We start from the raw sequence: 22,572 nt of genomic DNA, 5'->3' as shown, positions 1-22,572 counted from the left end.
TTATTTATATATTGAGATATCGCCAGTCATAGGTTTATATTCGCCCATCTGCTTTTTTCAGCACCCACTCATTTCAGGTGAAGCGATGCAGGCGCAATTGATCGCGCTCGACTGGGGGACCAGCTCCCTTCGTGCTTATAAACTCGGCTCGGCTGCCGAGGTGTTGGAACAGCGCTCGCTGGCGTTCGGCATCATGCACCTGCCCAGCGAACCGCGGGAGATTGCCGGCGTTCGCTGCAGCGATGGCTTCGAGTTGGCGTTCGATGCCGCCTGCGGCGATTGGCTCGACGCCGAGCCCAACTTGCCGGTAATCGCCTGCGGCATGGTGGGCAGCGCCCAGGGTTGGAGCGAGGCGGCCTATCGCAATACCCCAGTCGATGTTGCCAGCCTGGGCCAGGCGCTCCACACAGTGCGCAGCCTGCGCGGTGTGGATGTGCATATCGTGCCCGGCGTTATCGAACAGGTCGGCTTGCCCAATGTGATGCGTGGCGAAGAAACCCAGGTGCTGGGCGTGCTGCAAGGCCTTGAGGCCGAGGTCCTGATCGGCCTGCCCGGCAGCCATTCCAAATGGGTCGAGGTGATGGGCGGCTGCATCACTCATTTCGACACCTTCATGACCGGCGAGCTGTTCGCGGTGCTGAGCAAGCACAGCATCCTCGGGCGTACGCAAAGAACATCCGAACACTTCCAGGCCGAGGCGTTTGATCGAGGCGTGAACGTGGCGTTATCAGCAGATGGCCAACGTGGCGTGCTATCGACACTGTTCAGCGCGCGCACCCTGGGATTGACCGCCGAACTGGCACCCGAGCAGCAACCGGATTATCTGTCCGGCCTGCTCATCGGCCATGAACTCGCCGGTTTGCCGGACCAGGCGAAACACAAGCCCATCGTTCTAGTCGGCGCCGCACCGCTCTGCGCCCGCTACCAACGCGCCCTCGCCCTGTGCGGTTTCGCCCATGTCAGCCTGGCGCAGGAAGCCACCGAGCGCGGCTTGTGGCAACTGGCAGTCGCGGCCGGGCTCACTCAACGTGTATCGGAGACCTGACATGCTCAAGCAAGCACTCGCACACAACGGTTTGATCGCAATCCTGCGCGGTATACGACCGGACGAAGCTGAGGCAGTTGGCCAGGTGCTCTACGAGGCTGGCTTTCGCGTGATTGAAGTGCCGCTGAACTCCCCCGACCCTTACACCAGCATCCGCATGCTGCGCGACAGCCTGCCCGCCGATTGCCTGATCGGCGCGGGTACGGTGTTGACTGCGGAGCAAGTGGAACACGTGAAAGCGGCCGGCGGCCAAGTGATCGTCATGCCCCACAGCGACGCCAAGGTGCTACGTGCTGCGAAAGCGGCGGGCCTGTACCTGTCGCCGGGTGTGGCCACGCCGACCGAAGCCTTCGCCGCGCTGGCCGAGGGCGCCGACGTATTGAAACTGTTCCCTGCCGAGCAAATGGGCCCGGCGGTGATCAAGGCGTGGCTGGCGGTATTGCCGACGGGCACGTTGCTGCTGCCGGTCGGCGGTGTGACCCCGGACAACATGCAGGTGTATTTCGACGCTGGCGCGAAGGGCTTCGGCCTGGGTTCCGGGTTGTTCAAACCGGGTATGTCGGTGGCGCAAGTGGCGAGCAGTGCCCAGGCCTATGTCGCGGCCTGGAACGCGCTTAACTGATGCCCCTGAACTGAGTGCAAGCATTGCGCCCTGGGCGCTGCATCGACAAGAGAGATAAGAGATGAAAATCACCAAACTGACTACCTTCATCGTCCCGCCGCGCTGGTGCTTCCTCAAGGTTGAAACCGACCAGGGCGTGACCGGTTGGGGCGAACCCGTGGTCGAAGGCCGCGCCCACACGGTGGCCGCTGCCGTCGAGGAACTCTCCGACTACCTGATCGGCAAAGACCCACGCAATATCGAAGACATCTGGACCGTGCTCTACCGTGGCGGTTTCTACCGTGGCGGCGCCGTGCACATGAGCGCCCTCGCCGGTATCGACCAGGCGCTGTGGGACATCAAGGGCAAGGCCCTTGGCGTGTCGGTCAGCGACCTGCTGGGCGGCCAGGTGCGCGACAAAATCCGCGTGTATTCATGGATCGGCGGCGACCGCCCGGCCGACACCGCCCGCGCCGCCAAAGAGGCGGTGGCCCGTGGTTTTACCGCGGTGAAGATGAACGGCACCGAAGAGCTGCAGTTCGTCGACAGCTTTGAAAAAGTCGACCTGGCCCTGGCCAACGTGGCCGCGGTGCGCGACGCCGTCGGCCCTAACGTTGGCATTGGCGTCGACTTCCATGGCCGCGTGCACAAGCCGATGGCCAAGGTGCTGATGAAAGAGTTGGACCCGTACAAACTGATGTTTATCGAAGAGCCGGTGCTCAGCGAAAACTATGAAGCGCTGAAAGAACTGGCGCCGCTGACCAGCACACCGATTGCCCTGGGCGAGCGCCTGTTCTCGCGTTGGGACTTCAAGCGCGTGCTCAGCGAAGGTTACGTCGACATCATCCAGCCGGACGCGTCCCACGCCGGCGGCATCACCGAAACCCGCAAGATCGCCAACATGGCCGAAGCCTACGACGTGGCCCTGGCCCTGCACTGCCCGCTGGGCCCGATTGCCCTGGCGGCCTGCCTGCAATTGGACGCGGTTTGCTACAACGCGTTTATCCAGGAGCAAAGCCTGGGCATTCACTACAACGAGAGCAATGACTTGCTCGACTACGTGCGCGATCCGGGCGTGTTCGACTACGACAAAGGCTTTGTGAAGATCCCCAATGGGCCGGGCCTGGGCATCGAGATCAACGAGGAATACGTGATCGAACGCGCGGCCATCGGCCACCGCTGGCGCAACCCGATCTGGCGCCATGCCGACGGCAGCTTCGCCGAGTGGTAAGCCCCTCCTGAGGAAACACAGTCAATGTGGGAGCTGGCTTGCCGGCGATATCGGTGGGCCAGCTTGCATCTCTGGCGCAGGTATACCGCCATCGCAGGCAAGCCAGCTCCCACACTGACCGCGCTCGTTCAGCCAGATTTGTCCTCAATAACCATAAGAAGAGGCACCCCCCATGCACCCTGAATCCTTCACCGGGCAGGCGTCTTTAGTCACGCCCAGCAGAAAGCGCTTCTTCATCATGGTGTTGCTGTTTATCACCGTGGTGATCAACTACCTCGACCGCAGCAACCTGTCGATTGCCGCCCCGGCGTTGACCAGCGAGCTAGGCATCGACCCGGTGCACGTCGGGCTGATCTTCTCTGCTTTCGGCTGGACCTACGCCGCCATGCAGATCCCCGGCGGCTGGCTGGTGGACCGAGTGCCGCCCCGCATTCTCTACACCGTCGCCCTGCTGCTGTGGTCGATTGCCACCGTGATGCTTGGGTTCGCCGCCAGCTTTATCGCGCTGTTCGTACTGCGCATGGCCGTCGGTGCCCTGGAAGCGCCGGCCTACCCGATCAACAGCCGCGTGGTCACCACGTGGTTTCCCGAGCGCGAGCGCGCCACGGCGATTGGTGTTTACACCTCGGGGCAATTTGTCGGGCTCGCCTTTCTCACGCCGGTGCTGGCCTGGCTGCAGCATGCGTTTGGCTGGCACATGGTGTTCGTCGCCACCGGTGGTGTGGGCATTCTATGGGCGCTGATCTGGTACGCGGTGTACCGCGAGCCGAAGGATTTCAAAGGCGCCAACGCGGCTGAAATCGAACTGATCCGCGACGGCGGCGGGCTGGTGGATATCCAGGCGCAAACCGCCAAGGCGCCGTTCAGTTGGGTCGACCTGCGGGTCGTGCTGAGCCAGCGCAAGTTGTGGGGCATCTACCTGGGGCAGTTCTGCCTGAACTCCACGCTGTGGTTCTTCCTGACGTGGTTCCCGACCTACCTGGTGAAATACCGTGGCATGGACTTCATCAAGTCCGGGCTGTTGGCGTCGTTACCGTTTCTGGCTGCGTTTGTCGGCGTGCTGTGTTCGGGGATTTTTTCTGACTGGCTGATTCGCCGGGGCGCGTCGGTAGGTTTCGCGCGCAAGCTGCCGATCATTGGCGGGCTGCTGATTTCCACGGCGATCATTGGCGCCAATTATGTGGACTCGACGGCGTGGGTGATTGCGTTTCTGGCGGTAGCGTTTTTCGGCAATGGCTTGGCGTCGATTACCTGGTCACTGGTATCGACGTTGGCACCCGCGCGGTTGCTGGGGCTGACGGGGGGCGTGTTCAACTTTATCGGTAACTTGTCGGCGATTACCACGCCGATAGTGATCGGCTTTTTGGCCAGTGGGGATTCATTTGCGCCAGCGATTACCTATATCGCGGTGCTGGCATTGCTTGGGGCGCTTTCCTACGTGTTGCTGGTGGGCAAAGTCGAACGCATCGAACTGTGAACCCATTATCAGGGGGGCGACTGACCCCTGTGGCAAGCCCGCTCGCGACGACAAGCCGACTTGCCACAAAAGCATTGGTGTCAGTTGAGCACGCCGTTCAGGATTTCGTAGACGATACCCGTGCCCACTGCGATCAACACCACGTCCGGCCCGGAACGACGCCATTCATACCCTTGGTAAACAGGCAGGCGTGACAGGGCGCGATTGTCGAGGCGTTCACCGTAATAGCCGCGTGGCAGCGGCTGGCCGCGGACCAGGCGTACATTTGGCGGCGGTGGTGCACCGCGCGAGAATTGGCCGTGGTTGTCGTGGATGATCTGCCGCACCGGGCCGAAGTCCTGAGGCGGGCCGCCGCGACGGTTGTCCTGCGGGCCGCGATGGTCATCGCCACGTTGTTCGTGCTGGCCTTGCGGGCCGCCACGGCCTGGGCCGTCGCCATCGCCCCGTTGGTCAGGCGGTGCGGCCTGCACCAGGGCACTCGCGCCGAGCATCAGCACGCCGAGACCAGCGATCAAGCGTTTAGGCATTTTCATGGGGTGTTTCCTCAGTACTGCACGAACAAAAAAGGGATTTCGAACCGGGTTCGAAATCCCTTGGTCTTGTCAGTTTAGGTACTGATTCGACAGTATGATTCCTCTGTATCAGGAACTTTACCTACCGCTACACGGCGTTTACTTACGGGCGTTACGGACACCATCCGACAATGCCGCGCACAAGCTCAACACGCCATCAATCGCTTGCTGATCATTTTTGGCATTGGCAATGTGGTCGATCAGTGCCGAACCCACCACCACGCCGTCAGCCAAGCGTGCGATGGCCGCAGCTTGTTCCGGGGTGCGGATACCAAAACCGATGCTGATCGGCAGGTCGGTGTGGCGGCGCAGACGGGTCACCGCTTCTTCAACGTGTTCCAGGGTGGCCGCGCCGGCGCCGGTCACACCGGCCACTGACACGTAATACACAAAGCCCGAGCTGCCGTTGAGCACAGTCGGCAGGCGCACGTCATCGGTGGTTGGCGTGGTCAGGCGGATAAAGTCGAGGCCCGCAGCCTGGGCCGGGTCGCACAGCTCGCCGTTATGCTCAGGCGGCATGTCGACCACGATCAGACCGTCAACGCCGGCTTCTTTGGCGTCGGTGATGAACTGTGGCACACCGTATTTGTGGATCGGGTTGAAGTAACCCATCAACACCAACGGCGTGTCGTTGTTGTCCTGGCGGAACTCGCGAACCATCTGCAGGGTTTTCGCCAGGTTCTGCTTGGCTTCCAGCGCGCGGATGTTGGCCAGTTGAATCGCCGGGCCGTCGGCCATCGGGTCGGTGAAGGGCATGCCCAGCTCGATCACGTCGGCGCCGGCTGCCGGCAAACCCTTGAGGATCGCCAGCGAGGTGTCATAGCCCGGGTCGCCGGCGGTAACGAAGGTCACCAGGGCCGCGCGGTTTTGTTCTTTCAGCTGCGCAAAGCGGGTTTGCAGGCGGCTCATTTAGTGTTTCTCCTGCTGAGACTGTTCCATGTGATGCATCACGGTCTGCATGTCTTTGTCGCCACGGCCGGAGAGGTTGACCACCATCAGGTGATCCTTCGGCAGATTCGGTGCGCGTTTGAACACTTCGGCCAAGGCGTGAGCGGTTTCCAGTGCCGGAATAATCCCTTCCAGGCGGCAGCATTTGTGGAATGCGATCAGGGCCTCGTCGTCAGTCATCGAGGTGTATTGGGCGCGGCCGATATCATGCAACCAGGCGTGTTCAGGGCCGATGCCGGGGTAATCGAGGCCGGCGGAAATCGAGTGGGCGTCGATGATCTGGCCGTCGTCGTCCTGCAGCAGGAAGGTGCGGTTGCCGTGCAGCACGCCCGGTACGCCGCCGTTGAGGCTGGCGGCATGCTTGCCGGTTTCGATGCCGTAGCCGGCCGCTTCAACGCCGATAATCTCGACGCTGGCGTCATCCAGGAACGGGTGGAACAGGCCCATGGCGTTGGAGCCACCGCCGATGCAGGCCACCAGGCTGTCCGGCAAGCGGCCTTCCTGGGCTTGCATCTGGGTGCGGGTTTCCTTGCCGATCACGGCCTGGAAGTCGCGCACCATCGCCGGGTAGGGGTGCGGGCCGGCCACGGTGCCGATCAGGTAGAAGGTGTCGTCGACGTTGGTCACCCAGTCACGCAGGGCTTCGTTCATCGCGTCTTTGAGCGTGCCGGTGCCGGCGACCACCGGGATCACTTCGGCGCCCAGCAGCTTCATGCGAAATACGTTGGCCTGTTGACGCTCGATGTCGGTGGTGCCCATGTAGATCACGCAGTCGAGGCCAAAGCGTGCGGCCACGGTGGCGGTTGCCACGCCGTGCATGCCGGCGCCGGTCTCGGCGATGATGCGTTTTTTGCCCATGCGCCGTGCCAGCAGGATCTGGCCGATGCAGTTGTTGATCTTGTGCGCGCCGGTGTGGTTCAGCTCTTCGCGCTTGAGGTAGATCTTGGCGCCGCCGCAGAACTCAGTCAGGCGCTCAGCGAAATACAGCGGGCTTGGGCGTCCGACGTAGTCGCGCTGGAAGTAGGCCAATTCTTCGTTGAAAGCCGGATCGATCTTGGCCGCTTCGTATTCGCGGGCCAGTTCGAGGATCAACGGCATCAGGGTTTCAGCGACGTAACGGCCGCCAAACGCGCCAAAGAGGCCGTTGGCGTCAGGGCCGTTGCGCAGATCGGTCTGGGACTGAGTCATGGGGCGCTCCAGGAAATAATTCGTGTGAGAGGCAATGACGGTCACTCTACCCCTCACATCCGGCGCTGAAAACCGATAAGATCGCCGTAACCTGTCAGGAAAACTCACAGATGAGCCGAGACCTTCCGCCCCTCAATGCCCTGCGCGCGTTCGAAGCCACTGCCCGGCTCAACAGCGTGAGCCAGGCTGCTGAGCAACTGCATGTAACCCACGGGGCCGTCAGTCGCCAGTTGAAGGTGCTGGAAGAGCACTTGGGCGTTAGCCTGTTCGTCAAGGATGGGCGCGGCCTTAAACTCACAGATGCCGGTATCCGCCTGCGAGACGCGAGTGCCGAAGCCTTCGAGCGCTTGAGGGGTGTGTGCGCAGAACTCACCCAAGCCAGCGCCGATGCCCCCTTCGTGCTGGGCTGCTCGGGCAGTTTGTTGGCCCGCTGGTTGATCCCGCGCCTGGGCCGCTTGAACGCAGACTTGCCGGACTTGCGCCTGCACCTGTCCGCCGGTGACGGCGACCTCGATCCTCGGCGCCCCGGTCTTGACGCCCTGCTGGTCTTCGCCGAACCGCCGTGGCCGGCGGATATGCAGGTGTATGAACTGGCCAGCGAGCGAATCGGCCCTGTGATGAGCCCGCGCTTCGCCGGTTATGAACACCTGCGTCATGCGCCGGCCTCGGCGTTGTGTGGCGAAGCGTTGCTGCACACCACCTCACGCCCGCAGGCCTGGCCCAGTTGGGCACAGCAACACGGTATCGATCCCGGCGCGCTGAAACTCGGCCAGGGTTTTGAGCATTTGTATTATTTGTTGGAGGCGGCGGTTGCGGGTCTGGGGGTGGCGATTGCGCCTGAACCGCTGGTGGCAGAGGACCTGCGAGCGGGTCGCCTGGTGGCGCCGTGGGGTTTCAGTGAAACCCCGGCGCACCTGGCGTTGTGGCTACCCAAGCGCGCCGCAGACGGGCGCGCCGGTCAACTGGCGCAGTGGCTCAAGGCAGAGCTGCTGCGCCAGCCGCTGTAGCCGGTCAATCAGTCACCGCGTTTGCACAGCAGGTAAGCAGCCAGCAGGCCCAGTGCGCCAACGGCGACGCCGGCGGTAGTCCACGGGTGCTCTTGTGCGTAGTCCCGGGTTGCGACGCCGGTTTCGCGGATTTTGACTTTGCTTTCTTCGTAAGCATCGCTGATCAGGTGGCGGGAGTGCTTGAGGGCATTCTCGGCATTACTTTTCAGGGCCTTCAGCGTTTTGCGCGACTCATCGGACGCATCATCCTTGAGGCTCTCAAGGGACTTGAGCAGGCTCGAAATCTCGGCTTCCATGCTTTCCAGCGACGCTTTGCGTAAAGAAGTGTTGGCCATGTGGGCTCTCCTGAAGTGATTGAGTGGCATGTGTAGATACCGACTACGGCGTTTTCAGAAAGTGCAGTAAATCTGAACTTTCACGTAGGAATGGCCGCCAGAAGCAGTACGAACATTGACTGCTACGCTTCAGTAGAGACCTCAGGAGAAACGCTATGTCAGATCATCACACCTACAAGAAAGTCGAACTGGTGGGCTCGTCGACGACCAGCATCGAAGACGCCATCAACAACGCCATTGCCGAAGCGCATAAGAGCATCAAGCACTTGGAGTGGTTTGAAGTGACCGAAACCCGTGGTCACATCAAGGACGGCAAGGCCGCGCATTTCCAGGTCACGCTGAAGGTGGGATTCCGAATTGCCAGTAGTTGATCACGTTGGTTGAACTTGCTGACTGGCCGATTGCCATAACCTGCGCTACAACCTTGGGGTGCCGATGCAATGCGTCGGCACGCTCTTTTTGATCAGCGCAAGGAAAGTATCGGATGAAGAAGTTCCTGTTAGCGGTAGGTTTGTTGAGCATTGCGGGTACAGCCCTGGCGGCGGGCAAGCCTTGTGAAGAGCTGAAAAGTGAACTCGCAACGAAGCTTGATGCGAAAGGCGTTCAGCATTATTCCCTGGATGTTGTCGATAAAGGCGCTGCAGCCGGTGGAAAGGTGATTGGCTCCTGCGAAGGCGGCACCAAGGAAATCGTCTACAAACGCGGTTAATCCCGTGTTCCAGACATAAAAAACCGACGCGAGTGCGTCGGTTTTTTTTCGCCTGAGGGTTATCCCTTCATCAGTTGTGCCAGCAACTCGTAGGAATGAATCCGGTCAGCGTGCTCGTACAGGTCACTGGTGAAGATCAGCTCATCGGCACCGGTTTGTTCGATCAGCACTTCCAGTTTGGCGCGGATCTTGGCCGGGCTGCCGACCATGGCCAAGCCGAGGAAGCTGCCGACGGCGTCTTTTTCATGGGGCAGCCACAGGCCATCCATGGTTTTCACCGGTGGGCGCTGCACCAGGCTTTGCCCGCGCATCAGCGCCAGAATGCGCTGGTACACGGACGTGGCGAGGTAATCGGCCTGCTCGTCGGTATCGGCCGCCACCAGCGGAATGCCGAGCATCACGTAGGGCTTGTCCAGCACGGCTGAAGGCTTGAAGTGATTGCGATACACGCGAATCGCCTCGTGCATCAAACGCGGTGCGAAATGCGAGGCGAAGGCGTAGGGCAAACCCCTCTCTCCCGCAAGCTGCGCGCTGAACAGGCTGGAACCCAGCAGCCAGACCGGTACGTTGGTGCCGGTGCCGGGCACGGCGATCACCCGTTGGTCTGGCGTGCGCGGGCCGAGGTAGGCCATCAGTTCGGCCACGTCTTCGGGGAAATCGTCGGCGCTGCCCGAGCGTTCACGGCGCAGGGCGCGGGCGGTCATCTGGTCGGAACCGGGCGCGCGGCCCAGGCCCAGGTCGATACGGCCGGGGTACAGGCTTTCCAGCGTGCCGAACTGCTCGGCGATTACCAAGGGCGCATGGTTGGGCAGCATGACGCCGCCGGAGCCGACGCGAATGGTCGAGGTGCCACCGGCCAAATAACCCAGCAAAACCGAGGTGGCCGAGCTGGCGATGCCGTCCATGTTGTGGTGTTCGGCCACCCAAAAACGGTTGTAGCCGAACTTTTCCACGTGCCGGGCCAGGTCCAGAGAGTTGTGCAACGATTGCGCGATGCTCCCGTTGGCGCGCACGGGCACGAGGTCGAGGGTCGAGAACTTCACGTCGGACAGCGATTTCATAAGCCTGCTTCTCCATTAGGTGCGCAGGCTTATAGACCAACCAAAACCTGCCGCTTCATGTGCATGCTCTATGCAATGAGGGCATATACCCGAGATTCAATAGAGATTGCGAAATTTCCTACTAAAAAGCTAGGTTTCTCCGACAAGATGAACTTTGCCAGCGCATCTATCCTCAGAACCCTTACTGAAGCAAAACCACCGTTCGAGGAGACAGCTATGAGTATTGTTAAAAAAGCATCCGCGCATTGGGAAGGTGATCTGAAGACAGGCCTGGGTTCCATTTCCACCGAAACCGGCGTGCTGCGCGAAGCGCCTTACGGCTTCAAGGCCCGTTTCGAAGGCGGCAAGGGTACCAACCCTGAAGAACTGATCGGTGCGGCCCACGCGGGCTGTTTCTCCATGGCGTTTTCGATGATTCTCGGCGACGCCGGCCTCAAGGCCGACAGCATTGACACCCAGGCTGAAGTGACTTTGGACCAAGTGGAAGGTGGCTTTGCAATTACCGCTGTGCACCTGATCCTCAAGGCCAAGATCCCCGGCGCGAGCCAGGCCCAGTTCGACGAACTGAGCAAAAAGGCCAAGGAAGGGTGCCCGGTGTCCAAGGTACTGAATGCGAAAATCAGCCTGGATGCCACGCTGGTTAACTGATAAAGCATCTTCCAATGTGGGAGCGGGCTTGCTCGCGAATGCGGTGGACCAGTCAATATCACTGTGACTGACCCACCGCATTCGCGAGCAAGCTCGCTCCCACATTTAGTTGTGCGTTAAATCAGAACTCGTGTTTCCCGGATGTGGTCCTATACGCTATGCAGCCTAGGCGCACACCCGTGCGCATGCATTCAGGGAGCTACACACATGAAACGTTTTGCCTTGGCGATCATCTGCGGTGTTTTGGCCACGTCGGCCGTGGCCGCGCCAAAAGATTGTGAAGAGCTCAGGAAAGAGATCGAGGTCAAAATCCAGGCTAACGCAGTGCCGTCCTACACCTTGGAAGTCGTCAGCAAAGAAGAAGCCGACAAGCACGACAGTGCCATGGTCGTCGGCAGCTGTGAGAACGGTACCAAAGCTATCGTCTACCAAAAGAACAACGACTGATCAGATGCAGTTGACGCTGCGCTCTTGCGCCAGCAACTGCCGCGCTGTGTTGTACAGCCGGATGTTGGGCGTAAAGCCCAGCGAGCGGCCCTCCAGCACATAGCGCTGGCCTGCCTGGAAACTGTCGTACTGCAAGGTCATGAAGCAGGTCCGGTCCTGGGTCTGCGACAACCCGCCCAAACTGCCCCCGGTCGGCACCTCGAAATCAAAGCGCACCATCAGTTCGTGGCTGCCGGGTGGCACCTGAAAGAAACGCCCGTCGTTGAGGTTCTTGCCGTCCAGGCGCTGGGCCATCACCAGTTTGGCGCCCGGGGTCGGGGTGGCGAAATCGACCCATGCCTGATGCGGATCGACCGGTGGCAATGGGGTCGAAGCACAGGCGCTGAGAAACAGGGCAGTGACGGGAAGCAAGAGCTGGCGCATGGCAGGCACTCAACGGAAGGAAAGAATTAAGCCCGGCGCACAGGGCAGCAGACTCTCTATGAGTATAAACACGTCACGGCATGGAAAAATCCCGCGCAGGCAGGATAGTCTGGCGAGCCAATTACCCAGGAGCGGTCGGAGCATGTTGAGGCGTTTTCTTCCAGGGTTAATGGTCGTGTTGCTCAGCGGCTGCTCCAGCGTCAGTTATTACAGCCAGTTGGCTGAGGGCCAATGGCAGTTGCTGAGGGCGCGGGAGCCGGTTTCCGAAGTCATCGCCGATTCCTCTCGCCCACAGGCGCTGCGCGATCACCTGGAGCAATCGCAGAAGGCGCGTGCCTTTGCCAGCGAGCACCTGCACTTGCCTGACAACCAGAGTTACCGGTTGTACGCGGACATTGGCCGACCCTATGTGGTCTGGAATGTGTTCGCCACGACTGAATTCTCTCTATCCCCGCAAACCCACTGTTTCCCGATCGCCGGCTGCGTCGCTTATCGCGGCTATTACAACCAGGGCGCTGCACGCGGCGAGGCGGCGTTGTTGCAGCAACGGGGCATGGACGTGTCGATTGGCGGTGTCGAGGCCTATTCCACCCTGGGGTGGTTCAACGACCCGATCATGAGCTCGATGATGCACTGGGGTGATGAGCGCCTGGCCACGCTGATTTTTCATGAGTTGGCGCACCAGCGTTTTTATGTGAAGGACGACACCGAGTTCAACGAGTCTTATGCCAACTTCGTCGAGCAGGAAGGCACCCGCCAATGGCGTGCAGCACGGGGTTTGGCGCCTGTCAGCGATGCAGCGTTGCAGCAGCGTGACCAATTTATCCAGCTGATTCTTGATACCCGCAAACGCCTGGAGGCGTTGTACGCAAAACCGTTGGTGGCGGACGTGATGCGGCAGGCCAAGGCAGCGGAATTTGAGCGATTGCGCAGCGAGTACCGGCACATGCGCGATAGCCAATGGGGCGGGGATAAGCGTTACGACGTGTGGATCAACCAGCCGATGAACAATGCGCGGTTGTTGCCGTTCGGGCTGTATGACCAGTGGGTGCCGGCGTTTGCGGCGTTATTTGCGCAGGAAGGCGGGGATTGGGTGAAGTTTTTTGCGGCGGTTGAGAAGTTGGGTGGGTTGCCGGTGGCGCAGCGTAAGGCGGCGTTGAGGCAATTGGAGAGTGGTGGCCGTTAGGGCCTCTTCGCAGGCAAGCCAGCTCCCACAGTTGATCGATTTCCAAACTTGGAATGCGGTCAAGTGTGGGAGCTGGCTTGCCTGCGATAGCGGTCTCAAACCCGCTGCAAAAATGCCTGATGCATCTCATCCAACGTCTCAAAATGCCAAGTCGGCGCCTCGGCATTCAACTCTTCAAAACTGCCGAACCCATACCCTACAGCCGCCGAGTCCAGCCCATTGCTGCGCGCCCCGATCAGGTCGTGCTTTCGATCACCAATCATCAAGGTGGTCGCCGGGTCCAGGCCCTCTTCGCTGATCAAGTGAGCGATCAGCTCAACTTTATGGGTGCGCGTCCCATCCAGCTCGCTGCCGTAGATGACCTTGAAGTGCTTGGCAAAATCGAAATGGCGGGCGATCTCGCGGGCGAACACCCACGGCTTGGACGTAGCCACATACAGCTGACGGCCCTGGTTGTTCAGCGCTTCCAGTAACGGCATCACGCCGTCGAACACGCGGTTTTCATACAGGCCGGTGACCTTGAAACGCTCGCGATAAAAATTCACTGCCTCCCACGCCTTGGCCTCGTCGAAGCCGTAGAACTGCATGAAGGCTTGCAGCAACGGCGGGCCGATAAAGTGCTCCAGCTTGGTCAGGTCCGGCTCGTCGATGCCGAGCTTGCCAAGCGCGTACTGGATCGAGCGAGTGATGCCCTCACGCGGGTCGGTCAGGGTGCCATCCAGGTCGAACAGGACAGTTTGGTAACGCTGGGTCATTGGTCGAATCCTTCAGCCAGGTGCAGGTCTTTAAGCTTCACGTAGTTCGCCGCGCTGTAAGTGAAAAAGGCGCGCTCCTTGTCAGTCAGCGCACGGATTTGTTTAACCGGGCTGCCCACATACAAAAAGCCGCTGTCGAGTTTCTTGCCCGGCGGCACCAGGCTACCGGCGCCGATGATGACGTCGTCTTCGACCACGGCGCCGTCCATCACGATGCTGCCCATGCCGATCAAGATCCGATTGCCCACGGTGCAGCCATGCAGCATGACCTTGTGGGCGATGGTCACGTCATCGCCGATCAGCAGCGGGAAGCCGTCCGGGTTGAACGGCCCGGCGTGGGTGATGTGCAGCACGCAGCCGTCCTGCACGCTGGTGCGCGCACCGATGCGGATGCGGTGCATGTCGCCGCGAATCACGGTCAGCGGCCAAACCGAGCTGTCGGTGCCGATTTCGACATCGCCGATCACCACCGCCGAAATATCGACAAAAGCCCCGGCGCCCAGGGTTGGCGTGTGGTTCTGATAGGTGCGAAGGGTCACGATAGCCTCTCTCTCTTCTGCTGATAGCTGCGGTGGGCGTTGATTGTAATTAAGATGGCCCCATCTTTGTTCTTACATGTTTCTTCAGCCAAGGTGTCAACCGTGAGCGCGAACAACCCTCTTCTACAGTCCTACGACCTGCCGCCGTTCTCGGCGATCCGTGCCGAGCACGTGCAGCCGGCCATCGAACAGATCCTCGCCGACAACCGCGTTGCCATCGAAGGCATCCTGCAAAGCCAGGGCAAAAATCCGACATGGGCCGGTCTGGTGCTGGCCATGGACGAGCTGAATGACCGCCTGGGCGCCGCCTGGAGCCCGGTCAGCCACCTCAACGCCGTGTGCAACAGTGCTGAGCTGCGCGAAGCTTATGAAGGCTGCCTGCCTGCGTTGAGTGCCTACTCCACCGAGATGGGCCAGAACCGCGCACTGTTCCAGGCCTTCGAAGCCCTGGCCAACAGCCCCGAAGCGGCCGGCTTCGATGTGGCGCAAAAAACTATCCTGGAACACGCCCTGCGCGACTTCCGCCTGTCGGGTATCGATTTGCCGCCCGAACAGCAAAAGCGTTACGCGGAAGTGCAAAGCAAGCTTTCCGAACTGGGCAGCAAATTTTCCAACCAACTGCTGGATGCGACCCAGGCCTGGACCAAACACGTCACCGATGAAGCCACTCTCACCGGCCTGACCGACTCCGCCAAGGCGCAAATGGCTGCCGCCGCCCAGGCCAAAGGCCTCGACGGCTGGTTGATCACCCTCGAATTTCCTAGCTATTACGCGGTGATGACCTACGCCCAGGACCGCGCCCTGCGTGAAGAAATCTACGCGGCCTACTGCACCCGTGCGTCGGACCAAGGCCCGAATGCCGGTCAGAACGATAACGGCCCGGTGATGGAGCAGATCCTCGATCTGCGTCAGGAACTGGCCAAGCTATTGGGCTATGCATCGTTCTCCGAGCTGAGCCTGGCCACCAAAATGGCTGATTCCAGCGATCAGGTACTGAGCTTCCTGCGTGACCTGGCCAAGCGCAGCAAGCCGTTTGCCGCTCAGGACCTGCAACAGCTCAAGGCCTACGCCGCCGAACAAGGCTGCGCCGACCTGCAAAGCTGGGACAGCGGTTTCTACGGTGAAAAACTGCGCGAGCAACGCTACAGCGTTTCCCAGGAAGCCCTGCGCGCCTACTTCCCGATCGACAAAGTGCTCGGCGGGCTGTTTGCCATCGTCCAGCGCCTGTACGGCATCGAAATCGCCGAGCAAAAAGGCTTCGACACCTGGCACCCGGATGTTCGCCTGTTTGAAATCAAGGAAAACGGCCAGCACGTCGGGCGTTTCTTCTTCGACCTGTACGCCCGCGCCAACAAGCGGGGCGGTGCCTGGATGGATGGCGCGCGCGACCGTCGCCGCACGATCGACGGCGTATTGCAAAGCCCGGTGGCCAACCTGGTGTGCAACTTCACCCCGGCCGACAGCGGCAAGCCTGCGCTGCTGACCCACGATGAAGTCACCACGCTGTTCCACGAATTCGGCCACGGCTTGCATCACCTGCTGACCCGCGTTGAACACGCTGGCGTGTCCGGCATCAACGGCGTGGCGTGGGATGCAGTGGAACTGCCGAGCCAGTTCATGGAGAACTGGTGCTGGGAGCCGGAAGGCCTGGCGCTGATCTCTGGCCACTATGAAACCGGTGAGCCGCTGCCCCAGGACCTGCTGGAAAAAATGCTGGCGGCGAAGAATTTCCAGTCCGGCCTGATGATGGTGCGCCAGCTGGAGTTCTCGCTGTTCGACTTCGAGTTGCACGCCACCCATGGCGATGGTCGCACCGTGGCGCAGGTGCTTGAAGGCGTGCGCGATGAGGTCTCGGTCATGCGTCCACCGGCCTACAACCGTTTCCCTAACAGCTTTGCGCACATCTTCGCCGGCGGTTACGCGGCGGGTTATTACAGCTACAAATGGGCTGAAGTGTTGTCGGCGGATGCCTTCTCCAAGTTCGAGGAAGAGGGTGTGCTCAACGCTGAAACCGGCCGTGCATTCCGCGAAGCGATTCTGGCGCGGGGTGGTTCCCAGGCGCCGATGGTGCTGTTCGTCGACTTCCGCGGACGTGCGCCGTCGATTGACGCACTCTTGCGCCACAGCGGCCTGAGTGAGGACGCGGCAGCATGAGTGAAGGGCCTGTGATTACCAAAAAGCAATTTATCGCCGGGGCGGTTTGCCCGGCGTGCAGCGAGCCGGACAAGTTGAAGATGTGGACCGAGGACAGCGTGCCGCACCGTGAGTGTGTGGCCTGCGGTTATACCGACACGCTCAATGATCAAGGTTTGTCGGTGCCCAAGGAGTTGGGCACGCGGGTCAATACATCGGCGTTGAAAGCGCCGGACCCGAAGGTGCAGGCCGTGCAGTTTTTCCCCAATCCCAAGCTGAAAAAAGACTGATACCCGTTCTTAGGGTGTGAGCACTAACTCAGTGTCTTTCTTTGGCTCAACACGGCTGCTGGTGGCCGTGTTGAGCCAACTGTTCATCGAGCACAGGGCAAACGCGCTGGTGCTGCAATCGCCATTCGCCAAGGCTGTACGCAACTTGTCGATATCGGCCTTCATCATGTAGCGAACGCCGTCCTTGAAGCCGTTACTGGTGCCGAAACCGCCCAGGGTCATCTCGTTCAGCGCGTCTTCTTTGCTCCACCCCTGAATCACCACCCGATACATCGCGGCCATCAGGCCAGTGCGGTCGGAGCCGTGTTTGCAGTGCATCAGCACAGGGCCGTTGGCTTCTGCTTGCTGGATGGCCCTGAGCGCCGCCAGCACGTCGGAATCGTCGACGTGGTTAGTGCGATAAGTCAGCTGCACCTGTTTGATATCAGATGTCTTCAGCCATGCCGCATCAGATTCCGGCAAAAAGTTGATCACCGTGCCGATCTTGAGTTTTTCCAATACGGGCACTGCACTGCTGTCCGGCAGTGCGCTGCGATACAGCGTCGGCGTCATCTGGTGCAGGTTGAATTGGTCGCCCACAGGCTGGGCCCATTCTGCTGAGCGCAGGGACGTGGCCTCGTCGGCTTGGGCCTGAAGCGTGCTGAGCAGAGCCATGAACGCCAGGCCGAGGGCAGGCAGCAAACGAATTGTGAACATGCGCATTGGGACCGAATAGGGAAATGGCTGATGGGCCACAGATTCGCCTGCGAGGGGTCAACGCGGCGTGAGGTACTCGTCAAAGAATCGTGAATACCCGACCTGATCCGGTGTTTTTCTCGCTTAATCGATTCTTCTCAATTCTTAGCCTGCTATCATTTGTAACTATTGTTTGCCAGTCTGCTCTAGCCCATTGGATCCTATTTGCTCGGCAAGCCTTCACGCTGCTCCCAGAAGCGGCTGATCAACCCGTGACCACATGATGAGGTGCACCCATGTCTGATCAAGATCAAGACAACCCCCGGCGTGACTTTTTGCGCAAATCCTTGACCTTGATCCCGGTGGTCACGGTTGCCAGCACCGGCCTTGGCGGCTCGATATTGATGGCCACGCCGGAGCCGGTTCAGGCCGCTCCTGCCAAGCCGTCCGTCAACGACAAAGCCTATGAGCCGAGCTATTTCACCGCCGAAGAGTGGGCGTTTATCAACGCGGCCGTCGCCCGCCTGATTCCCGCTGACGCCCAAGGCCCTGGCGCCCTGGAAGCCGGCGCGCCGGAATACATCGACCGCCAGATGAACACGCCGTATGCCGCGGGCGCGCTGTGGTTCATGCAAGGCCCGTTTAACGCCGATGCGGCGCCGGAGATGGGCTGGCAGAGCAAACTGGTACCCAAGGACATCTATCGCCTGGGCATTGCCGCGACGGATGCCTGGTCGAAGGCGTTCAATGGCAAGGCTTTTGCCGCGCAAGACAGCGCTACCCAGGACGACATGCTGCGGCGTATGGAGGCTGGCGGCAGTGAAATGACGGCGCATTTCGAAGCCGTGCCGGCAAAGATGTTTTTCAACCTGCTGCTGCAAAATACCAAGGAAGGGTTCTTCTGCGACCCGATCCACGGCGGCAATAAAGGCATGGTCGGCTGGACGATGATTGGCTTCCCCGGCGCCCGCGCCGATTTCATGGACTGGGTTGAACGCAACGAGCAATACCCCTTCCCGGCTGTTTCCATTCGCGGCGAGAGGGCATAAACGTGGCGACCATCATGAAGAAAGTGGACGCGGTGATCGTGGGTTTCGGCTGGACCGGCGCGATCATGGCCAAGGAACTGACCGAAGCAGGCCTCAACGTGGTAGCGCTGGAGCGCGGCCCGATGCAGGACACCTACCCCGACGGCAACTATCCGCAGGTCATCGACGAACTGACCTACAGCGTGCGTAAAAAACTCTTTCAGGACATCTCCAAGGAGACGGTGACCATTCGCCATAGCGTGAATGACGTTGCCTTGCCCAACCGCCAATTGGGCGCGTTCCTGCCGGGCAATGGCGTGGGCGGCGCGGGCCTGCACTGGTCGGGGGTGCATTTTCGCGTCGACCCTATCGAGCTGCGCATGCGTAGCCACTATGAAGAGCGCTACGGCAAAAATTTCATTCCCAAAGACATGACCATCCAGGACTTCGGCGTGAGCTACGAAGAACTGGAGCCGTTTTTCGACTACGCGGAAAAAGTCTTCGGCACCTCCGGCCAGGCCTGGACCGTAAAAGGTCAGGTGGTGGGCGAAGGCCGTGGCGGCAACCCATATGCACCGGATCGTTCCAACCCGTTCCCGTTGGAGTCGCAGAAAAACACCGTGTCCGCACAGCTGTTTCAGAAGGCGGCTGCCGAGGTCGGTTACAAGCCCTACAACCTGCCGTCGGCCAATACCTCGGGGCCGTACACCAACCCCTACGGCGCGCAGATGGGCCCGTGCAACTTCTGCGGGTTCTGCAGCGGTTACGTGTGCTACATGTATTCCAAGGCCTCGCCAAACGTAAACATTCTGCCAGCACTGCGCCAGGTGCCGAACTTCGAGCTGCGGCCCAATTCCCACGTGCTCAAGGTCAACCTCGACAGCACCAAGAGCAAGGCCACCGGCGTGACCTATATCGACGGCCAGGGGCGGGAATGCGAGCAACCGGCGGATCTGGTGATCATCGGCTCCTTCCAGTTCAACAACGTACGCCTGATGCTGCTGTCGGGTATCGGCAAGCCCTACGACCCGATTACCAATGAGGGTGTGGTGGGCAGGAACTTCGCCTACCAGAACATGGGCACCATCAAGGCCTTCTTCGACAAGGACACCCACACCAACAACTTCATCGGTGCGGGCGGCAATGGCGTGGCCATTGATGACTTCAACGCGGATAACTTCGACCACGGGCCGCACGGCTTTGTGGGGGGCTCGCCGATGTGGGTCAACCAGGCTGGCAGCCGGCCGATCGCCGGTACGTCCAACCCGCCGGGCACCCCCGCGTGGGGCAGTGCCTGGAAACGCGCCACCGCCGATTACTACACCCACCAGGTGTCGATGGACTCCCACGGCGCGCATCAATCCTACCGGGCCAACTACTTGGACCTGGACCCGGTGTACCGCGATGCCTACGGTCTGCCATTGCTGCGGATGACGTTCGACTGGCAGGAAAACGACATCAAGATGAACCGTTTCATGATGGAGAAAATGGGCAAGGTTGCCCAAGCGATGAACCCCAAGGCCATTGCCGTGCTGGGCAAAAAGGTCGGAGAGCAATTCAACACTGCGGCCTACCAGACCACTCACCTCAACGGCGGCGCGATCATGGGCACCGACCCCAAAACCAGCGCGCTGAACCGCTACCTGCAGAGCTGGGATGTGCACAACGTGTTTGTCCCGGGCGCGTCCGCTTTCCCACAAGGCTTGGGTTACAACCCTACCGGCCTGGTGGCGGCGTTGACCTACTGGTCGGCGCGGGCGATCCGCGAGCAGTACCTCAAGAATCCCGGCCCACTGGTTCAGGCATAAGGAGCGATGACCATGAAAGCACTCGTTATCGCCACCCTGGCGTTGCTCAGCAGTTGCTCGGTAAGCGCCGCCGAAACCGACTTGATCAAGCAGGGCGAATACCTGGCCCGCGCGGGTGACTGTGTGGCCTGCCACACCGCCAAGGGCGGCAAGCCGTTCGCTGGCGGCCTGCCGATGGAAACGCCCATCGGCGTGATCTATTCCACCAACATCACCCCGGACAAGACGGGCCTGGGCGACTACAGCTTCGAAGACTTCGACAAGGCCGTGCGCCATGGTGTCGCCAAGAACGGTAGTACGCTTTACCCGGCGATGCCGTATCCGTCCTACGCGCGCGTCAGCGACAGCGATATGCAGGCGTTGTATGCGTACTTCATGAAAGGTGTTGAGCCGGTCGCCCAAGAGAACAAGGACAGTGACATTCCATGGCCCTTGAGCATGCGTTGGCCGTTGGCGGCCTGGCGCTGGATGTTTGCACCGACGGTTGAGGAGCATCCGGCACAGGTCGCCGCCGACCCGGTGATCAGCCGCGGCGCCTACCTGGTTGAAGGTCTCGGCCACTGTGGCGCCTGCCATACGCCGCGCGCGCTGACCATGCAGGAAAAAGCCCTGAGTGCCGCGGACGGCGCTGCCTTCCTGTCCGGCAGCGCGCCGTTGGAAGGCTGGATCGCGAAAAGCCTGCGTGGCGACCACAAGGACGGCCTCGGTAGCTGGAGCGAGGAGCAACTGGTGCAGTTCCTCAAGACCGGTCGCAGTGACCGCAGCGCGGTGTTTGGCGGCATGAGTGATGTTGTCGTGCACAGCATGCAGTACATGTCGCAGGACGACCTTACCGCTATCGCCCGTTACCTCAAAAGCCTGCCGGCGGTCGATCCCAAGGATCAGCCGCATCAGTACGATAAGCAGGTGGCCGAGGCGCTGTGGAAAGGCGATGACAGCAAGCCGGGCGCGTCGGTGTATATCGACAACTGCGCCGCCTGCCACCGTACGGACGGCCATGGTTATACGCGAGTGTTCCCGGCACTGGCGGGTAACCCGGTGTTGCAGACGGCGGATGCCACGTCGTTGATCAACATTGTGTTGAACGGTGGAACCTTGCCGGCGACTCACACGGCGCCGTCGACATTCACCATGCCGGCTTTTGCCTGGCGTTTGTCGGACCAGGAAGTGGCGGATGTCGTCAGCTTTGTTCGCGGCAGCTGGGGCAACAAAGGCGCGCCCGTGAAAGCCAGTGACGTGGCGGACCTGCGCAAGAGTGATATGCGCACCACCTCGGGCGATGACCTGGGGCAGGTGACGCAGAAGCACTGATCCTGCCCTGACCGCCAAACGGCACTGGTCAGAACCCCCGCGCCTCGATACTGTATATAAAAACAGTATCGAGGCGTTTTCATGTCTACTCCGCTGCCGCCCCGTGGCCGGGGCACGGCCACCAACCTGCACAACCGTTTTGCGCCGACCACCAGCGTGGTCGAGGACGACGGCTGGTTTCAGGAAGTGCCGCCGACCCAGGGCACCGAAGTGCGTATCGAGACGGCCAAGAGCATCATCACCCGCAACAACTCGCCGGACTTGCCCTTCGATCGCTCGATCAACCCTTATCGCGGCTGCGAGCATGGCTGCATCTACTGCTATGCGCGGCCCAGCCATGCCTACTGGGACATGTCGCCGGGGCTGGATTTCGAAACCAAACTGATCGCCAAAACCAATGCCGCCGACGTGCTCGAACAGCAGCTGTCGAAGCCGGGCTATGTGTGTGCACCGATCAATCTGGGCTCCAATACCGACCCGTACCAGCCTATCGAGCGCGAATACAAGATCACCCGGCAGACCCTCGAAGTGCTGCTGCGTTATCGGCACCCGGTGACGATCATCACCAAGGGCTCGCTGATCCTGCGCGATCTCGATTTGCTCACTGAATTGGCGCGCCAACGTCTGGTGGCGGTGATGATCAGCCTCACCAGCCTGGACGACGAGCTCAAGCGCATCCTGGAGCCGCGCACGGCGGCGCCCAAGGCGCGATTGCGGGCGATTCGAGTGATGCGTGAGGCAGGCATACCAGTGGGTGTGCTGTGTTCACCGATGATTCCGATGATCAACGACAGTGAATTGGAAAGCCTGCTGACCGAAGCCCACGCGGCGGGTGCGCAGAGTGCGGCGTATATGATGCTGCGGTTGCCATTGGAAGTGGCGCCGTTATTCGAGGAGTGGCTGGCGGCGCATTACCCGCAGCGTGCGGCCCATGTGATGAGCCTGGTGCGGCAGGTACGTGGGGGTGAGGTGTACGACAGCCGCTTCGGTGTGCGCATGCGCGGCGAGGGGCCGTTTGCTGATTTGTTGGCGCAGCGCTTCAGCAAGGCGATCAAGCGGCTGGGGCTCAATCGCCGGGAGGGTTTTAACCTGGATTGTTCGGTGTTTTGCCCGCCTGGCAGGCAAATGGCATTGTTGTAAACTGACGAGGAAGAA

Annotated in this window: 25 protein-coding genes; 16 read left to right on the top strand and 9 right to left on the bottom strand. The window is 60.7% G+C overall.

The annotated features are described in order from the left end of the window. Nucleotides 1-85: 85 nt before the first annotated feature. The 4 genes from ACDZ94_RS08410 to ACDZ94_RS08395 all read left to right on the top strand — a co-directional run bounded on the left by ACDZ94_RS08410 (nucleotide 86) and on the right by ACDZ94_RS08395 (nucleotide 4,354). On the top strand, nucleotides 86-1,045 hold the full coding sequence (locus tag ACDZ94_RS08410; RefSeq protein ID WP_221295982.1) for a 2-dehydro-3-deoxygalactonokinase: 960 nt from the start codon (nucleotides 86-88) through the stop codon (nucleotides 1,043-1,045). Between the two features lies 1 nt (nucleotide 1,046). Beyond that, the gene (locus tag ACDZ94_RS08405; protein ID WP_064450011.1) at nucleotides 1,047-1,667 is read left to right on the top strand and encodes a 2-dehydro-3-deoxy-6-phosphogalactonate aldolase; all 621 of its coding nucleotides are present in this window, start codon (nucleotides 1,047-1,049) and stop codon (nucleotides 1,665-1,667) included. Nucleotides 1,668-1,728: 61 nt separating this feature from the next. Continuing rightward, nucleotides 1,729-2,877, top strand: coding sequence for a galactonate dehydratase (gene dgoD, locus ACDZ94_RS08400; protein WP_017137927.1), 1,149 nt, complete (start codon nucleotides 1,729-1,731; stop codon nucleotides 2,875-2,877). 172 nt (nucleotides 2,878-3,049) lie between these two features. Beyond that, nucleotides 3,050-4,354: an MFS transporter gene (locus ACDZ94_RS08395; RefSeq protein ID WP_432751326.1), complete on the top strand. Its 1,305-nt coding sequence runs from the start codon at nucleotides 3,050-3,052 to the stop codon at nucleotides 4,352-4,354. An 80-nt stretch (nucleotides 4,355-4,434) separates the two neighbouring features. On the opposite strand, the gene ACDZ94_RS08390 is transcribed toward ACDZ94_RS08395, so the two are convergent. The 3 genes from ACDZ94_RS08390 to trpB form a co-directional block, all read right to left on the bottom strand. Then, complete coding sequence (locus tag ACDZ94_RS08390; RefSeq protein WP_064450013.1) at nucleotides 4,435-4,887, bottom strand: anti-virulence regulator CigR family protein; 453 nt, start codon at nucleotides 4,885-4,887, stop codon at nucleotides 4,435-4,437. 138 nt (nucleotides 4,888-5,025) lie between these two features. Next, a complete protein-coding gene (gene trpA / locus ACDZ94_RS08385) occupies nucleotides 5,026-5,835 on the bottom strand; it encodes a tryptophan synthase subunit alpha (RefSeq protein WP_407017440.1) in 810 nt (269 codons plus the stop codon). Next, the gene (gene trpB, locus ACDZ94_RS08380; protein ID WP_432751325.1) at nucleotides 5,836-7,062 is read right to left on the bottom strand and encodes a tryptophan synthase subunit beta; all 1,227 of its coding nucleotides are present in this window, start codon (nucleotides 7,060-7,062) and stop codon (nucleotides 5,836-5,838) included. Nucleotides 7,063-7,172: 110 nt separating this feature from the next. Between trpB and ACDZ94_RS08375 the strand changes: the two genes are divergently transcribed. Continuing rightward, complete coding sequence (locus ACDZ94_RS08375; protein ID WP_064450016.1) at nucleotides 7,173-8,069, top strand: LysR family transcriptional regulator; 897 nt, start codon at nucleotides 7,173-7,175, stop codon at nucleotides 8,067-8,069. An 8-nt stretch (nucleotides 8,070-8,077) separates the two neighbouring features. On the opposite strand, the gene ACDZ94_RS08370 is transcribed toward ACDZ94_RS08375, so the two are convergent. Beyond that, on the bottom strand, nucleotides 8,078-8,404 hold the full coding sequence (locus ACDZ94_RS08370) for a DUF883 family protein (protein WP_003170746.1): 327 nt from the start codon (nucleotides 8,402-8,404) through the stop codon (nucleotides 8,078-8,080). A gap of 155 nt (nucleotides 8,405-8,559) precedes the next feature. On the opposite strand from ACDZ94_RS08370, the gene ACDZ94_RS08365 reads away from it, so the two are divergent. Next, nucleotides 8,560-8,775: a dodecin gene (locus ACDZ94_RS08365; protein WP_016969657.1), complete on the top strand. Its 216-nt coding sequence runs from the start codon at nucleotides 8,560-8,562 to the stop codon at nucleotides 8,773-8,775. 113 nt (nucleotides 8,776-8,888) lie between these two features. Then, nucleotides 8,889-9,113: a DUF1161 domain-containing protein gene (locus tag ACDZ94_RS08360; protein WP_064450017.1), complete on the top strand. Its 225-nt coding sequence runs from the start codon at nucleotides 8,889-8,891 to the stop codon at nucleotides 9,111-9,113. A 59-nt stretch (nucleotides 9,114-9,172) separates the two neighbouring features. On the opposite strand, the gene ACDZ94_RS08355 is transcribed toward ACDZ94_RS08360, so the two are convergent. After that, nucleotides 9,173-10,174 (bottom strand): LLM class flavin-dependent oxidoreductase, encoded by a 1,002-nt coding sequence (locus ACDZ94_RS08355; protein ID WP_064450018.1) that lies wholly within the window; start codon nucleotides 10,172-10,174, stop codon nucleotides 9,173-9,175. Between the two features lie 216 nt (nucleotides 10,175-10,390). On the opposite strand from ACDZ94_RS08355, the gene ACDZ94_RS08350 reads away from it, so the two are divergent. Both ACDZ94_RS08350 and ACDZ94_RS08345 read left to right on the top strand, forming a co-directional pair. Continuing rightward, nucleotides 10,391-10,822, top strand: a complete 432-nt coding sequence (locus ACDZ94_RS08350; protein WP_169876331.1) for an OsmC family protein — start codon at nucleotides 10,391-10,393, stop codon at nucleotides 10,820-10,822. A gap of 207 nt (nucleotides 10,823-11,029) precedes the next feature. After that, nucleotides 11,030-11,269, top strand: a complete 240-nt coding sequence (locus tag ACDZ94_RS08345) for a DUF1161 domain-containing protein (RefSeq protein ID WP_064450020.1) — start codon at nucleotides 11,030-11,032, stop codon at nucleotides 11,267-11,269. On the opposite strand, the gene ACDZ94_RS08340 is transcribed toward ACDZ94_RS08345, so the two are convergent. Next, nucleotides 11,270-11,692, bottom strand: coding sequence for a hypothetical protein (locus tag ACDZ94_RS08340; protein WP_221295985.1), 423 nt, complete (start codon nucleotides 11,690-11,692; stop codon nucleotides 11,270-11,272). A gap of 142 nt (nucleotides 11,693-11,834) precedes the next feature. On the opposite strand from ACDZ94_RS08340, the gene ACDZ94_RS08335 reads away from it, so the two are divergent. Continuing rightward, nucleotides 11,835-12,878: an aminopeptidase gene (locus tag ACDZ94_RS08335; protein WP_432751324.1), complete on the top strand. Its 1,044-nt coding sequence runs from the start codon at nucleotides 11,835-11,837 to the stop codon at nucleotides 12,876-12,878. Between the two features lie 95 nt (nucleotides 12,879-12,973). Here the strand turns inward: ACDZ94_RS08335 and ACDZ94_RS08330 are convergent, their stop codons facing one another. Together ACDZ94_RS08330 and ACDZ94_RS08325 are read right to left on the bottom strand one after the other, a co-directional pair. Continuing rightward, on the bottom strand, nucleotides 12,974-13,633 hold the full coding sequence (locus ACDZ94_RS08330; RefSeq protein WP_262666648.1) for an HAD family hydrolase: 660 nt from the start codon (nucleotides 13,631-13,633) through the stop codon (nucleotides 12,974-12,976). Next, nucleotides 13,630-14,172, bottom strand: coding sequence for a gamma carbonic anhydrase family protein (locus ACDZ94_RS08325; protein WP_099601826.1), 543 nt, complete (start codon nucleotides 14,170-14,172; stop codon nucleotides 13,630-13,632). Before ACDZ94_RS08325 ends, ACDZ94_RS08330 begins: the two co-directional genes overlap by 4 nt. Before the next feature lie 102 nt (nucleotides 14,173-14,274). On the opposite strand from ACDZ94_RS08325, the gene prlC reads away from it, so the two are divergent. Both prlC and ACDZ94_RS08315 read left to right on the top strand, forming a co-directional pair. After that, a complete protein-coding gene (prlC, locus tag ACDZ94_RS08320) occupies nucleotides 14,275-16,326 on the top strand; it encodes an oligopeptidase A (RefSeq protein WP_064450025.1) in 2,052 nt (683 codons plus the stop codon). Further along, nucleotides 16,323-16,595 carry a YheV family putative zinc ribbon protein gene (locus tag ACDZ94_RS08315; protein ID WP_027608125.1) on the top strand — a complete coding sequence of 91 codons (273 nt, stop codon included), beginning with the start codon at nucleotides 16,323-16,325 and terminating at the stop codon, nucleotides 16,593-16,595. The genes prlC and ACDZ94_RS08315 overlap by 4 nt, the downstream gene beginning before the upstream one ends. A 9-nt stretch (nucleotides 16,596-16,604) precedes the next feature. Here the strand turns inward: ACDZ94_RS08315 and ACDZ94_RS08310 are convergent, their stop codons facing one another. Then, nucleotides 16,605-17,291, bottom strand: a complete 687-nt coding sequence (locus ACDZ94_RS08310) for a dual specificity protein phosphatase family protein (RefSeq protein ID WP_432751323.1) — start codon at nucleotides 17,289-17,291, stop codon at nucleotides 16,605-16,607. A gap of 275 nt (nucleotides 17,292-17,566) precedes the next feature. Here ACDZ94_RS08310 and ACDZ94_RS08305 point away from each other — a divergent pair, with 275 nt between their 5' ends. The 4 genes from ACDZ94_RS08305 to ACDZ94_RS08290 all read left to right on the top strand — a co-directional run bounded on the left by ACDZ94_RS08305 (nucleotide 17,567) and on the right by ACDZ94_RS08290 (nucleotide 22,557). Then, on the top strand, nucleotides 17,567-18,319 hold the full coding sequence (locus ACDZ94_RS08305) for a gluconate 2-dehydrogenase subunit 3 family protein (protein WP_221295989.1): 753 nt from the start codon (nucleotides 17,567-17,569) through the stop codon (nucleotides 18,317-18,319). A 2-nt stretch (nucleotides 18,320-18,321) separates the two neighbouring features. Continuing rightward, on the top strand, nucleotides 18,322-20,106 hold the full coding sequence (locus tag ACDZ94_RS08300) for a GMC family oxidoreductase (protein ID WP_064450028.1): 1,785 nt from the start codon (nucleotides 18,322-18,324) through the stop codon (nucleotides 20,104-20,106). A 12-nt stretch (nucleotides 20,107-20,118) separates the two neighbouring features. After that, on the top strand, nucleotides 20,119-21,417 hold the full coding sequence (locus ACDZ94_RS08295; RefSeq protein WP_432751322.1) for a c-type cytochrome: 1,299 nt from the start codon (nucleotides 20,119-20,121) through the stop codon (nucleotides 21,415-21,417). Between the two features lie 81 nt (nucleotides 21,418-21,498). After that, nucleotides 21,499-22,557 (top strand): PA0069 family radical SAM protein, encoded by a 1,059-nt coding sequence (locus ACDZ94_RS08290; RefSeq protein WP_064450030.1) that lies wholly within the window; start codon nucleotides 21,499-21,501, stop codon nucleotides 22,555-22,557. The last annotated feature ends 15 nt before the right edge of the window (nucleotides 22,558-22,572 follow it).

This window comes from Pseudomonas sp. UBT, from assembly GCF_050915955.1.
In the GTDB taxonomy this organism is placed as follows: Bacteria; Pseudomonadota; Gammaproteobacteria; order Pseudomonadales; family Pseudomonadaceae; genus Aquipseudomonas; species Aquipseudomonas antarctica_A.
This window is presented reverse-complemented; position numbering and strand designations above follow the sequence as displayed.